Here is a 13,149-nt window from a genome sequence, read left to right on the forward strand (position 1 = left end):
GCTAGCCAGCCGTGGCGACGGCCAGGCGACGGAATCCGTCAAACAGCCGTCTTCACGACTCTGGGTTGAAACGGGGCGTTGAGCGGCACGTCGCCAGCGGCCTCGTTGCGGGCGGCGCTCGTCGATAGATAGCGCAAACAGCACACGCGCAAAAAAGACGCGAAATTCAACGGCTCTTCGCCGCGCAAGGCGACCAGTTCGTCGTGAAGCTTCACGACGAACTGGGTCGTCGTCACGTTCTCGCGGTTGGCGATTTCCCGAAGCACGTCCCAGAAGAGATTTTCGAGCCTCACCGTGGTCACGACGCCATGAATGCGCAGCGCGCGCGTACGCGACTCGTAGAGGATCGGATCAGCGTTGACATAGACGTTGCACATACGTTCAGCCTTTCTCGCGAATGATGACGCAGGACGCGAAGCGCGCGGCGCGGGCGCTCATGCCGTCGTGATCGAGCGTAACACGGTTGGTCGCCCGCGATGCCGCGCCTCGGTCGAGGCGCGCTCCGTCAATGCGCGATGCGCGTGCCCAGCAGCGCAAGGAACTGCGCAAGCCAGTTCACGTGCGAGGTCCATGCGGGCGCGGTCACGAAGTTCTCGTCCGTGATCGCGTCAGGCCAGTCGAGCGCCACGTACTCCGCGCCCGCGAGCTTCACTTCGGGCGCGCAGGCCGGATACGCCGAGATGCGCCGGCCTTCGATTACACCCGCCGCAGCCAGCAGTTGCGCGCCGTGGCAGACCGCGGCAATCGGCTTCTTCGCTTCGGCGAATTGGCGCACCCAGCCGATCACCTCGTCGTTGAGCCGCAGATATTCGGGGGCGCGGCCGCCGGGCACGAGCAGCGCGTCATATTGTGCGGGGTTCACCGACGCGAAATCGGCGTTCAGCGTGAAGTTATGGCCACGCTTTTCGGTGTACGTCTGATCGCCTTCGAAGTCGTGAATTGCGGTGCGAATCGCGTCGCCCGCGCGCTTGTCGGGCGCGACGACGTCCACCGAATGCCCGACTGCCGCCAGTGCCTGAAACGGCACCATCAGCTCATAATCTTCGACGAAATCGCCGGCGATGATAAGAATGCGCTTTGACATGCTTCGTCTCCTCTCGAATGGGGTGGGAAATGGCGAGGCGGACGCGCTATATCGCGGTGTGAAGGCGGCGGCCGTTGAGAAGCAATATAGCGATCGACGCAGTGGGCCAGGTAATACGCGGCTAAATGCCGACCAGGGTTTTCACTGAGCTGAACGGAACTCAGCCCGAATGCGGCAGACGATCGCGGTAGGTGGAGCGATCGGTGTCGCCATGATCTGGCCGAACAGCCTCGGCATCGCGGTTTTCACGGTGGTTGCGGCTCTGGCGGCCATCGTGATTCTGCGCTCGGTAAGGGAAACCAAAGGCCTGCGTCTCAGCGAGATCGACGCTGGCGGTCACTGAGTTTTTCCTACTTCCATCAGGCGAAAGAAAAAGAGTCGCGCTCCATTCGAGTGCGACTCTTTTGTCATTGGGAACGTCCATTCAACCGCGCAGATTCGACACACATCGCTGCAGCACCTTGCGCAGCGTATCGACCGGGATTTCCGTTACTCCGTCCAGCATGGACGCTTCGAGCGCGTCGATCGCCGAATCGCATTCCTGCAGTACCCGACGCCCTTCGTCGGTCAGAAACAGATGAATCAGTCGACCGTGGGTAGGATGTCCCACGCGTCCGACCCAACCGTTGGCTTCCATCGTCTTGACAACTTCGTTGGCCGACTGCGGCGTGATGAACGAGCGTTCGGCGAGTTTCGCATTGGTCATCGCGCCGCTGGCGCTGATCACGGAGAGCGCGGTGAACTGAGGCAAGGTCAACCCGAATTCACCCAGTACATCGATCAAACTGCGTTTGAGCAGGCGGTCGAGTTGGCCGACCACATAGGAAACGCGGGCAGGTGGCGCACCGGTTTTCGTTGAACCGGCCTGTTTGGCAAGGGGCGTTCGCCGCTTCTCCATTGTCTTGATCATTATCAGGTTTGCCTTAGGTGTTTCTACCAGGCATATCATATTCTACTTTCAATATCAGGCCTCCTGAGACTAGACTCATCATCAATTCCGGGGGCGCTGTGGGAAGGATTCTGATAAGTGGCGCGAGATCATTGTCAGAAATCTTCTCCTTCCCATGGCCGCTTCGTCGAAGAACGAAGCGTGGCTCGCCTCTGGCAATTCAATCAAAGGTGAAGGAGACGTCATGTCAAGTGTTGCTAATCGGTCGAGTGCGGTGGGCTCCAGTACTGCACTAACGTTGGCATTGTGCTTTCTCGTCGCGGTGCTGGAGGGTATCGACCTGCAGTCCACTGGCGTTGCGGCGCCTCGAATGGCGCACGAGTTCGGCTTGTCGGTCAGCCAGTTGGGGCTCGCTTTTAGCGCCGGCATGTTGGGGCTTTTGCCGGGCGCGATGATCGGCGGCAGACTCGCCGACCGGATCGGCCGCAAGCGCGTTCTGATGATCTCGATGGCGATTTTCGGCATCTTCTCGATCGCGACCGCGCAAGTCTGGAGTTTCGAAAGTCTGCTGATTGCTCGCGTGCTGACGGGCATCGGGCTCGGGGGCGCGATGCCGAACCTGATCGCGTTGTCGTCCGAGGCGGTCGATCCGCGTCACCGCAACACCGCGGTTAGCGTCATGTATTGCGGTATGCCGCTCGGCGGCGCGCTTGCCGCATTGATCGCCGTACTGAGCGCGGGTGCTACCGCGTGGCGTCATATCTTCTACGTGGGCGGAGCCGGACCGCTGATCATCATTCCGCTGCTGATGGCATTGCTGCCTGAATCGCGCGAATTCGCCACCGAATCGCGAGAATTCGCGACGGCGGACAAACCGCTCCTTTCGACGCGTGAAGTCCTGTTCGGCGAGGGGCGCGCCGCCGCGACGATCGGTATCTGGTTCAGCTTCTTCTGCACGCTGATCGTTCTTTACTTCCTGCTGAACTGGCTGCCTTCATTGACCGTGGGGCGCGGCATGAGCCGTTCGCAGGCGGGGATTGCCCAGATCTTTTTCAACGTCGGCAGTGTAATCGGCGTACTGGGCATCGGTCTGCTGATGGACCGCTTCAGACAAGGCCTGTCAGTCACGGCAATCTATGCGTGCATCGTCGGTGCATTGGTCGCGCTTTCGCAAGTCGCCAGCATCGAGACACTGTCCGTTGCCGTGCTGTTTGCCGGAATGGGCGTCGTCGGTGCGCAGTCGATGCTGTATTCGCTGTCCGCCGCCAGCTATCCGACCAGCGTGCGTGGTACGGGAGTCGGCGCCGCGGTGGCGGTGGGACGCGTCGGCTCGATTGTCGGCCCCGTAGCCGCCGGGCAATTGCTTGCGATGGGAAAGAGCTCGACGCTCGTCATCGGCGCGAGCGTGCCGGTGACGGTCATCGCGGCGATTACAGCATTGCTCGTCATTCGCTCCAACGCCGCGAAACGCTAACTCTTCGTTGATGGACCCAGCTGGCCCGGCGTTTTCGCGCCGGGCCATTTTTCATGCGTCATTCGTGATTCGTCGTGCCTCGGGCCCGCAGATCAAGCAACCTGACGGCGTTCTCCTTCAGAACGAGCGGCTTTACTTCGGGCTTGATGTCGAGCGTATCGAAGTCTTCGAGCCAGCGGTCCGGGCGGATCAGTGGGAAGTCGGACGCGAACAGCACCTTGTTGCGCAACAGGGTGTTCGCATACTTGACCAGCTCGGGCGAAAAGTACTTCGGCGACCAGCCCGACAGATCGATATACACGTTCGGCTTGTGCAGCGCGATCGACAGCGCCTGCTCCTGCCAGGGCCAGGAGGGATGCGCGATCACGATCTTCATGTCGGGGAAGTCGGCGGCGACATCGTCGAGGTAGATCGGCTCCGAATACTTGAGGCGCAAACCGCCGCCGCCGCGCATGCCCGAGCCCATGCCCGAGTGTCCACTGTGAAAAACCGCCGGCAGCCGGTACTCGGCAATCACTTCGTAGAGCGGGTATGCCATGCGGTCGTTGGCGAAAAAACCCTGCATCGTGGGGTGAAACTTGAAACCGCGCACGCCGTGCTCCTCGATGAGCCGCCGCGCTTCGCGCGCGCCGAACTTGCCTTTGTGCGGATCGATGCTGGCGAACGCGATCATGATGTCGGAGTTTTTCTGCGCGAACTCCGCGACCTCTTCGTTCGAAATGCGACGGCGCCCGATGTTCGCTTCGCAGTCGACGGTAAACATCACGAAGCCGATATTGCGCTCCCGATAGTGTTCGATCGTTTCGGGAATGGTCGGGCGGCGCCCCTGTTTGAGCACGGTGCCGAAGTATTTGTCGGCGGCTTCGTCGAATTCTTTTGCAAACAGGTCCGGTGGTTGGCAGCACGACACCTCGGCATGCACGTGGGTGTCGATGGCCTTCAGTTGATCGATGTTCAATGGGGTCTCCTATGTGTAATTAACGCTGATGCGTCAGGCTGAGCGAAGATTGCGCACGCACGTCGACAGCAGGTTTTTCAGCATCTGTGAACCGTGTTCATCGATTTCGCCTAGCATCGATTGCTCGACCCTGTCAGCGGCACCGTCGCACTGAGCCAGCAATGTTTCGCCGGCCTTCGTCAGCGACAGCAGCCCGACGCGACGGTTGAGCGGATCGGCCACACGCGTCACCCATCCATTCGCTTCCATCGATTTGACGACCGCGCTGGCCGCTTGCGGCGTGATCAACGAGCGCTGCGCGAGCTGTGCGTTCGACGAACGTGCGCGCGCCCGCAGCACCGACAGCGCGGTGTATTGCGGCAACGTCAGACCATGCGAGGCAAGCGCTTCGGAAAGCTGCCGCGTGAGAATCTTGTCGAGCTGCCCGGCCAGGTAGCTGAGACGCACCGGAGCGGCAGCGTGCCTTCGATCGGGCAGGTTGCGCCGCGCCGTGGCGCGCGGTGTCGTTTCAGACCCTGACGGCTTACTCGTGATCGTCGGCATAGGCGGTTAGGGGTTTGTACCAAGACTTCTATATTGTACTTTACTTATCAGGTCGCCTGATATTAAATTGAGTTCAGGCCGCGAGGGCGGCATTGATACGGAGAAGCAGATGAGTTACGAAGGACGCTGGAAAACGGTGAAGGTCGCGGTGGAAGGCGGAATCGCCTGGGTCACGTTCAATCGTCCGGACAAGCGCAACGCGATGAGCCCGACGCTGAACAAGGAAATGATCGACGTTCTCGAGACGCTCGAACTCGACGCCGAAGCCCAGGTTCTCGTGCTGACCGGCGAAGGCAGTGCATGGACGGCCGGCATGGATCTGAAGGAATATTTCCGCGAAGTGGACGCGGGCCCGGACGTGCTGCAGGAGCGGATTCGCCGCGACGCGAGCCGCTGGCAATGGCAATTGCTGCGCATGTACTCGAAGCCGACCATCGCCATGGTCAACGGCTGGTGCTTCGGCGGCGGCTTCTCTCCGCTCGTCGCCTGCGATCTCGCGATCGCCGCGGACGAAGCCGTGTTCGGCCTGTCCGAAATCAACTGGGGGATTCCGCCGGGCAACCTCGTGAGCAAGGCGATGGCAGATACCGTCGGTCATCGTGAAGCGCTGTACTACATCATGACGGGCGACACCTTCACGGGTCCGCAAGCCGCGAAGATGGGTCTGGTGAACAAAAGCGTGCCGCTCGCGCAACTGCGCGACGAAACGATCGCTCTCGCGGCGAAACTGCTGAACAAGAACCCGGTCGTGCTGCGCAACGCTAAGCACGGCTTCAAGCGTTCGCGCGAATTCACGTGGGAGCAGAACGAAGACTACCTGTACGCGAAGCTCGACCAGGCGAACTATCGCGATCCGGAAGGCGGCCGCGAACAGGGCCTCAAGCAGTTCCTCGACGACAAGAGCATCAAGCCGGGCTTGCAGACCTATAAGCGCTAAGCGGCGCACTTCAGCGGGACGACCGAGGAGACGAACACATGCATCAAACGAACCTGTTGATTGGCGGCGCGAAACGTGCCGCGTCGAACGGCAAGACCTTCGAGCGCATCAATCCCGCGACGGGCGCGGTGGCCACCTGCGCCGCGGCGGCTACCGTCGAGGATGCCGATGCGGCCGTCGCCGCGGCGGCGCGCGCGTTCCCGGCATGGGCGGCGCTCACGCCCACGGAGCGCCGCAAACGCCTGCTCGCCGCCGCCGACCGCATGGACGCGCGCACGGCCGAGTTCATCGAGATCGGCGCGGCCGAAACGGGTGCGATGGCGAACTGGTACGGCTTTAACGTCATGCTCGCGGCCAACATGCTGCGCGAGGCCGCGGCGATGACGACGCAGATCGACGGCGCGGTGATTCCGTCCGACGTGCCGGGCAGCCTCGCAATGGCCGTGCGCCAGCCGTGCGGCGTCGTGCTTGGCATAGCGCCGTGGAACGCGCCCGTGATTCTCGCGACGCGCGCGCTCGCCATGCCGCTCGCGTGTGGCAACACGGTCGTGCTGAAGGCATCGGAAGGTTGTCCCGGCGTGCATGCGCTGATCGGCGAAGCGCTGAACGACGCGGGTCTCGGCGAAGGCGTCGTCAACGTGCTCACGCATGCGCCGGAAGACGCGCCCGCGATCGTCGAGCGTCTGATCGCGAATCCTGCCGTGAAGCGTGTGAATTTCACCGGTTCGACGCGTGTCGGCCGCATCGTCGCCGAGCTGTCCGCGCGCCATCTGAAACCCGCGCTGCTCGAACTGGGCGGCAAGGCGCCGGTGCTCGTGCTCGACGACGCGGACCTCGACGCTGCCGTCGAGGGCATCGCGTTCGGCGCGTTCTTCAATCAAGGGCAGATCTGCATGTCGACGGAACGCGTGATCGTCGATCGCAAGGTTGCCGATGCGTTCGTCGAAAAGCTCGTCGCGAAAGCGCGCACGCTGAAGGCAGGCGATCCGACACAGCCGGGCTCGATCCTCGGCACGCTCGAGAGCGAAGCCGCCGCGCGGCGCATTCGCGCGCTGGTCGAAGACGCCCGCGAAAAGGGTGCGAAGCTGCCGCTCGGTTGCGAGGTGAAAGGCGCGATCATGCAGCCGGTGATCGTCGAGAACGTGACGCGCGAGATGAAGCTTTATGCCGATGAATCGTTCGGTCCCGTGCTGACGGTGCAGCGCGTGGACGGCGACGAAGAGGCGCTGGCGGTCGCCAACGACAGCGAGTACGGCTTATCGGCCGCCGTGTTCAGCCGCGATATCGCGCGCGCGATGAACGTCGCGAAACGGATCGAGTCGGGCATCTGCCACATCAACGGCCCGACCGTGCACGACGAGGCGCAGATGCCGTTCGGCGGCGTGAAGGCGAGTGGTTATGGACGCTTCGGCAGCAAGGCGTCGATTCCCGAGTTCACCGAGTTGCGCTGGATCACGGTGCAGACGAGTCCGCGTCACTATCCGATCTAGGCGTCGGCTCGCGGCCGCAACGATTGCGGCCAGCCCATCCTTGCATGAGAAAGCGACGCCGTTTCTCCTTGCTCCACAGCGCGGGAGAAAGGGAATACAAGCAACATGGGACCAGAGTAAGCGCTAAAGCGCTAACTCTGGTCGACACAGGAGACAGGTTTTGGAATCGGAGCACAGCCACGCAAGCTCTCTGGCGACCGGATACCGGAGCGTCGCCATCGGAGCACCTTCAGCGCGGATCGAGAAACGCGGCGACTGCTGGTACCTCGAGACACTTGAACCTCTGGGTCCGTTTCCGGAGCGCTTTACGGACCGCCTGCTGAGCGGCGCACGCGCGCATCCCGACCGGCTGCTCGTCGCACGACGCGATGCCGGCGGCGCGTGGCAGGGCATCACGTATGCGCAGATGCTCGAGCGCGCGCGTGCGATCGGGCAGGCGCTGCTCGATCGCGATCTCAGCGCGGAACGCCCGTTGGTGATCCTTTCGGGCAACAGCGTCGAACATATGCAACTCGCGCTCGGCGCGATGTGGGCGGGTATCGCTTATGCACCCGTTTCGCCGGCCTATTCCGTTGATGTCGGGCGATTACGGAAAGCTGCGCCATGTCCTCGAACTGCTCAAACCGGGTCTGGTCTACGCGGACGATATCGGCGCATACACAGCGGCGCTCGATGCCGCGCTGGGAAGCGACGTCGAACGTGTCAGCGCGGTGCCCGCGCCAAACGCGTCGAGAGTGACGCGCTTCGACGCATTGTTCGACACGGCCCCGCGCGACGTCGATGCTGCCAACGCGCGCGTGAACGGCGACACGATTGCGAAGTTCCTGTTCACGTCCGGCTCGACGAACCTGCCGAAAGCCGTGCCGACGACGCATCGCATGCTGGGCGCAAACCAGCAGATGCTGCTCGAAACCTTTCCGCAGTTCGGCATCGAGCCGCCGGTCCTCGTCGACTGGCTGCCGTGGAATCACACGTTCGGTGGCAGCCACAACGTCGGCATCGTGCTGTACAACGGCGGCACGCTCTACATCGACGACGGCAAACCCGTGGCCGGCAAATTCGACGAGACGCTGCGCAATCTGCGTGATGTCGCGCCGACCATCTACTTCAACGTGCCGAAGGGTTGGGAAGAACTGACCATCGCGCTGGAAAAGGATGCGGCGCTGCGCGAGCGGTTTTTCTCGCGCGTGAAGATGTATTTCTTCGCGGGCGCTGGTCTGTCGCAGGCGGCGTGGGAGCGTCTCGAGCGCGTAACGCTCGAACATTGCGGAGAACGCATCCGCATCATGGCCGGTCTCGGCATGACCGAGACCGCGCCGTCGTGTCTGTTCACGACGGGACCAGTATCGTGCGCCGGCTATATCGGCTTGCCGCCGCCCGGGTGCCAGGTCAAGGTCGCGCCCGTCGATGGCAAATTCGAAGCGCGCTTTCGCGGCCCTCACGTGATGGGCGGATACTGGCGAGCATCGCCGGCGCTTCAGAGCAGCGTGTTCGACGATGAAGGCTACTACCGCACAGGAGACGCCGTCCGTTTCGTCGACCCGCAACGTCCCGAACTGGGCCTGATGTTCGATGGCCGCATTGCGGAGGACTTCAAGCTTGCGTCGGGAACGTTCGTCAGCGTCGGGCCGATGCGCGCGCGCATCATCAGCGAAGGGGCGCCCTACGTTCAGGATGCCGTCATTACGGGGATGAATCGCGACGAAGTGGGCGCGATGATTTTTCCGCGCCTCGAAGCGTGTCGCTCGTTGGCGGGTTTGCCCGCGGATGCGAGCGCCGAGGACGTGCTCAACACGGCCGCCGTGCGCGCTTTCTTCAGCGAGCTCGTCGCGCGGCTGAATCGGAGTGCGACAGGCAGTGCCTCGTTCATTGCCCGCATGCACCTGCTGAGCGTGCCGCCGTCGCTCGACCTCGGCGAGATCACCGACAAAGGCTCGATCAATCAGCGCGCCGTGCTCCAGCACCGGGCCGCGCTCGTGGAAGCGATGCACGAAGCCGACGCCGCCGACGCGACCGTGATCCACGCGCGCAGAGGCAGCTAGTCCAAGGACAGGAAGAAAATGACGTTGACTTATAAGGCGCCGCTACGCGACATGCGCTTCGTGATGGAAGAGTGGCTCGACGCCACTTCGTGGTGGCGCGACGTGCCCGACTGGCAAGACCTCGACTCGCAGACCGCGCAGCAGGTGCTGGAGGAAGCGGCGCGTTTCGTCGAGGAGCGCATCGCGCCGCTCAATGCGAGCGCCGATCTCGAAGGATGTCGTTTCGACACGGGCAAGGTGACGACGCCCGCGGGCTTTCGCGAGTCCTACGCGGAATTCGTCGAAGCGGGTTGGCCGACATTATCGCTCGACACCGGGCACGGCGGACAGGGCCTGCCGCAGCTTCTCGACGTCGCACTTCAGGAAATGCTCGCGGGCGCCAACCATGCGTGGTTGATGTCGCCCGGGCTCACGCACGGCGCGACGGCATGCTTGCAGACGTATGGCAGCGAACGCGTGAAAAAGGCATTGCTGCCGAAAGTCGCGAGTGGTGAGTGGCTATCGACGATGTGTCTGACCGAGCCCCAGGCCGGCAGCGATGTCGGCCTGATCCGTTCGCGCGCGACTGAAGCACCGGGCACCGACGGGTATTTCATCGACGGCAGCAAGATCTTTATCAGCGGCGGCGCGCACGATCTGACGGAGAACATCGTTCATCTGGTGCTCGCTCGAGTGCCCGATGCGCCGCCCGGCACGAAAGGGTTGTCGCTGTTCGTGGTGCCGGAATGGCTGGAAGACGGCGACGGTGGGCGCTCGTGCAATGGTGTCTATTGCGAAGGCATCGAAAAGAAAATGGGCCTGAAGGGCAGCCCGACCTGCACGATGCGCTTCGAACGCGCATTCGGTTGGCTCGTCGGTGAAGCGCATCGCGGTCTCGCGTGCCTGTTCGTGATGATGAACGCGGCGCGGCTGCAGGTTGCGATGCAGGGCCTCGGGCATGCGCACACCGCGTGGCAACGCGCGCACGCTTACGCGCAGGAACGCGCGCAGATGCGTGCAGTGAGCGTGCCGTCCGGTGCGAACGTCGCACCGGGGAAGGCTGCGCCGATTGCGTTTCATCCGGCCATGCGGCGGATTCTGATGGAGCTGCGCGCGATCGTCGAAGGCGAGCGCGCGATCGGTTACTGGACCGCGCATTGGCTCGACATCGCCGCACGTCATGCCGATGCCGCCGAACGGGAGCAGGCGGCGCAACTCGCATCGCTGTTGACTCCGATTGCAAAAGCGTTTTTTACGGCCAACGGTTTTGGCGCTGCATCGAACGCGCTGCAGGTGTTCGGCGGTTACGGCTACATCCACGAGTACGGCATTGAACAGACGTTGCGCGATAGTCGCGTGTCGATGTTGTACGAAGGCACCAACGAAATTCAGGCGATCGATCTGCTGATTCGGAAGGTGCTGCCCGATGGGGCGGTGGCGTTCGATATGCTGCTTCGCCACGTGCGCGGGGAAGCGCGGCTGTGCCAGGAGTCCGATCCGCCGGTACGTGCCGCCGGCGCGAAGCTCGCAGAGCTCGCACAGACAGTGGAGAGCACGACACGGTCGATCAAGGCACGCCACGCGCAAGACCCGGAGACGGCATACCGGGTCGCGGACGACTATCTCGCGATGCTTGGCTGGATGCTGCTGGCGTTCGCATGGGCGCGCACGCTGCGAATTGCGACGCCGCAATGCGAGGCGGAAACGTTCTATGTGGAGAAGCGGGAGACGGGCCGCTTCTTCTTCGACTACCCGCTCGCGGCCTTCGCTTATCGCCGCAGCCTCGTTGAAGCCGGGTGCGAGGCAACGCTGCCGTACGTCTGAAAGTCAGCTTGAGCAACACCTGCCTGATCAATACCGCTCGGCCACGTATTTAAACGGATAGTCTGGTTCCTTATAACCGTCGGGCTTTTGCCGTTTCGGCAGAGAGACCTTCTTGCGGGCAGGCTGCTTGTACGGAATCCTCTGAAGCATGTCGCTGATGATGTTCAGTCGCGCGCGCCGCTTGTCGTTTGAATTCGCTATGAACCACGAAGCATAGTCGGTGTCCGACGCCGCGAGCATCTCATCGCGGGCACGCGAGTAGTCATACCATCGGCTATAGGATTTCAGGTCCATCTCGGTCAGTTTCCAGATCTTGCGACCGTCGTGGATGCGTGCCTCGAGACGTCGGGTCTGTTCCTCGGGGCTGACCTCGAGCCAGTACTTGAGCAGGATGATCCCGGATTCGACGATCGCCCGCTCGACGAGCGGCACGGCCTTGAAGAACGTCTGCACGTCATCCTCGGAGCAGAAACCCATCACGCGCTCGACGCCCGCGCGGTTGTACCAGCTGCGGTCGAAAATGACGATCTCGCCCGCGGCCGGCAAGTGCGGCACGTAGCGCTGCACATACATCTGGCTTTTTTCACGTTCGCTAGGCGCGGGCAATGCAACGACGCGGAAGACGCGCGGACTGACGCGCTCGGTCATCGCCTTGATCGTGCCGCCTTTGCCCGCGCCGTCACGTCCCTCGAAGACGACGCAGACCTTGCTTCCCGTTTGCACGACCCATTCCTGCAGCTTGACGAGCTCGACATGCAGATCGAAAAGCGCCTTGCGATATTCCTTGTACGACAGCGCCCTGTCTTGCTCGGGCTGCTCGTTTTCCGACTTCGTTTTGGCCATTATCTTCTCCCCAGCGCGGACTGTTCCAGCGTACTACGCAATGATCCATTCCCACGGTAGAGCGCGACGCGAAGCAGGGCCATACGACCTTGGTCCAATATCGTCGGTACAGGGCGCGCTGTATGCTGCGGGCGTCTGCTCGCGCCTGCCCGATCCGACTGTCCTCGTCGCGCCTCATCCGTATGCCAGCAACGGGCGGGTTCGGTTCACGTCATCGCCACGGGAGGCCTCATGGATGCCACGGGTCACACGGAGCAGGAAAACTTCGGCGATAGGGAGCCGGTTCTCGATGTCGTCGATCGAGTGTGCGAGTTATGTTTCGGCCTCTTCATGGCGCTGACGTTCGTCGGCACCGTCTCGGCCGTCGGCGCGGGTGCCGACGCGGGGCACAAGATGTTCTACACGGCGCTCGGCTGCAATCTCGCATGGGGCCTCGCGGACGCGGTGATGTTCCTCGTGCGTACGCTGGTGGCTCGCGGCAGGCGTGTGACGCTTGCGCATTCCGTGCGAAACCAGCCGAATGCGGCCGCGGGCGTTCGGACGCTTCGCGACGCAATGGCCGCGTGGCTCAGACCGTTGATCGGCGATACGGAGCTCGAGTCCATCCGCAGGCGTGTTGCGGCGCGGCCGGATCTGCCGCAGCAAGCAGTATTCGTGCGCGACGATTTCATCGCCGCCGCGGCTATCTTTGTGCTCGTAGTAGCCGCAACATTCCCGGTCGCGTTGCCCTTCGTGCTGTTCGCGAACGTTCCGACGGCGCTGATCGTCTCCCGTGTCCTGACCGTCGCGATGCTATTCGGCAGCGGCATGGCGCTGGGGCATTACGCGGGATTTCGCGGCTGGCAGGCCGGCCTTGCGATGGCGGCGGTCGGCGTCCTGCTCACCGTGGCGATCATCGCGCTCGGCGGATGATCGAGGCCGGCCCGGCCAATCAGCTTCGCTGGCTTCGCGTTTCGTTCATCATCGACACCGCGCTACCTGTAAGACCAAGGTCCGATTCCGCGGCGGTTTCAGCGTGACATCATGTATCTGCAAGCGTTGTAGTCGTCGCATCCGGATACCGAAGAAGATCGACGCGCGGCGATG

Annotated in this window: 12 protein-coding genes and 1 pseudogene; 7 read left to right on the forward strand and 6 right to left on the reverse strand. The window is 62.7% G+C overall.

Annotated features, from left to right (window positions below; genetic code table 11):
* Positions 1–38 precede the first annotated feature (38 nt).
* Together OKW28_RS11425 and OKW28_RS11430 are read right to left on the reverse strand one after the other, a co-directional pair.
* Complete coding sequence (locus OKW28_RS11425) at positions 39–377, reverse strand: ribbon-helix-helix domain-containing protein (protein WP_018424506.1); 339 nt, start codon at positions 375–377, stop codon at positions 39–41.
* Positions 378–505: 128 nt separating this feature from the next.
* Positions 506–1,084, reverse strand: a complete 579-nt coding sequence (locus OKW28_RS11430; protein WP_429445560.1) for a DJ-1/PfpI family protein — start codon at positions 1,082–1,084, stop codon at positions 506–508.
* Positions 1,085–1,253: 169 nt separating this feature from the next.
* Here OKW28_RS11430 and OKW28_RS11435 point away from each other — a divergent pair, with 169 nt between their 5' ends.
* Positions 1,254–1,427: a hypothetical protein gene (locus tag OKW28_RS11435; RefSeq protein WP_429445562.1), complete on the forward strand. Its 174-nt coding sequence runs from the start codon at positions 1,254–1,256 to the stop codon at positions 1,425–1,427.
* An 81-nt stretch (positions 1,428–1,508) separates the two neighbouring features.
* Here OKW28_RS11435 and OKW28_RS11440 read toward each other — a convergent pair whose 3' ends face one another.
* Positions 1,509–1,982, reverse strand: a complete 474-nt coding sequence (locus tag OKW28_RS11440; RefSeq protein WP_429445564.1) for a MarR family winged helix-turn-helix transcriptional regulator — start codon at positions 1,980–1,982, stop codon at positions 1,509–1,511.
* 235 nt (positions 1,983–2,217) lie between these two features.
* Between OKW28_RS11440 and mhpT the strand changes: the two genes are divergently transcribed.
* Positions 2,218–3,447 (forward strand): 3-(3-hydroxy-phenyl)propionate transporter MhpT, encoded by a 1,230-nt coding sequence (gene mhpT, locus OKW28_RS11445; protein ID WP_429445566.1) that lies wholly within the window; start codon positions 2,218–2,220, stop codon positions 3,445–3,447.
* A 58-nt stretch (positions 3,448–3,505) separates the two neighbouring features.
* Here the strand turns inward: mhpT and OKW28_RS11450 are convergent, their stop codons facing one another.
* Together OKW28_RS11450 and OKW28_RS11455 are read right to left on the reverse strand one after the other, a co-directional pair.
* Positions 3,506–4,405: an amidohydrolase family protein gene (locus OKW28_RS11450; protein WP_184052141.1), complete on the reverse strand. Its 900-nt coding sequence runs from the start codon at positions 4,403–4,405 to the stop codon at positions 3,506–3,508.
* Positions 4,406–4,438: 33 nt separating this feature from the next.
* Positions 4,439–4,852 (reverse strand): MarR family winged helix-turn-helix transcriptional regulator, encoded by a 414-nt coding sequence (locus tag OKW28_RS11455; protein WP_429445568.1) that lies wholly within the window; start codon positions 4,850–4,852, stop codon positions 4,439–4,441.
* A gap of 205 nt (positions 4,853–5,057) precedes the next feature.
* Here OKW28_RS11455 and OKW28_RS11460 point away from each other — a divergent pair, with 205 nt between their 5' ends.
* The 4 genes and pseudogenes from OKW28_RS11460 to OKW28_RS11475 all read left to right on the forward strand — a co-directional run bounded on the left by OKW28_RS11460 (position 5,058) and on the right by OKW28_RS11475 (position 11,220).
* Positions 5,058–5,885 (forward strand): p-hydroxycinnamoyl CoA hydratase/lyase, encoded by an 828-nt coding sequence (locus OKW28_RS11460; RefSeq protein WP_429445570.1) that lies wholly within the window; start codon positions 5,058–5,060, stop codon positions 5,883–5,885.
* Between the two features lie 38 nt (positions 5,886–5,923).
* Positions 5,924–7,375, forward strand: coding sequence for an aldehyde dehydrogenase (locus OKW28_RS11465; protein WP_429445572.1), 1,452 nt, complete (start codon positions 5,924–5,926; stop codon positions 7,373–7,375).
* Positions 7,376–7,535: 160 nt separating this feature from the next.
* Positions 7,536–9,417 (forward strand): annotated as a pseudogene (locus OKW28_RS11470) (feruloyl-CoA synthase).
* An 18-nt stretch (positions 9,418–9,435) separates the two neighbouring features.
* Positions 9,436–11,220, forward strand: coding sequence for an acyl-CoA dehydrogenase family protein (locus OKW28_RS11475; RefSeq protein ID WP_429445574.1), 1,785 nt, complete (start codon positions 9,436–9,438; stop codon positions 11,218–11,220).
* Positions 11,221–11,247: 27 nt separating this feature from the next.
* Here the strand turns inward: OKW28_RS11475 and ppk2 are convergent, their stop codons facing one another.
* A complete protein-coding gene (ppk2, locus tag OKW28_RS11480; protein ID WP_429445575.1) occupies positions 11,248–12,063 on the reverse strand; it encodes a polyphosphate kinase 2 in 816 nt (271 codons plus the stop codon).
* A 231-nt stretch (positions 12,064–12,294) separates the two neighbouring features.
* Between ppk2 and OKW28_RS11485 the strand changes: the two genes are divergently transcribed.
* Positions 12,295–12,975 (forward strand): hypothetical protein, encoded by a 681-nt coding sequence (locus tag OKW28_RS11485; protein WP_429445577.1) that lies wholly within the window; start codon positions 12,295–12,297, stop codon positions 12,973–12,975.
* The last annotated feature ends 174 nt before the right edge of the window (positions 12,976–13,149 follow it).

The organism is Paraburkholderia sp. 40 (assembly GCF_050434105.1).
Taxonomy (GTDB): domain Bacteria; phylum Pseudomonadota; class Gammaproteobacteria; order Burkholderiales; family Burkholderiaceae; genus Paraburkholderia; species Paraburkholderia tuberum.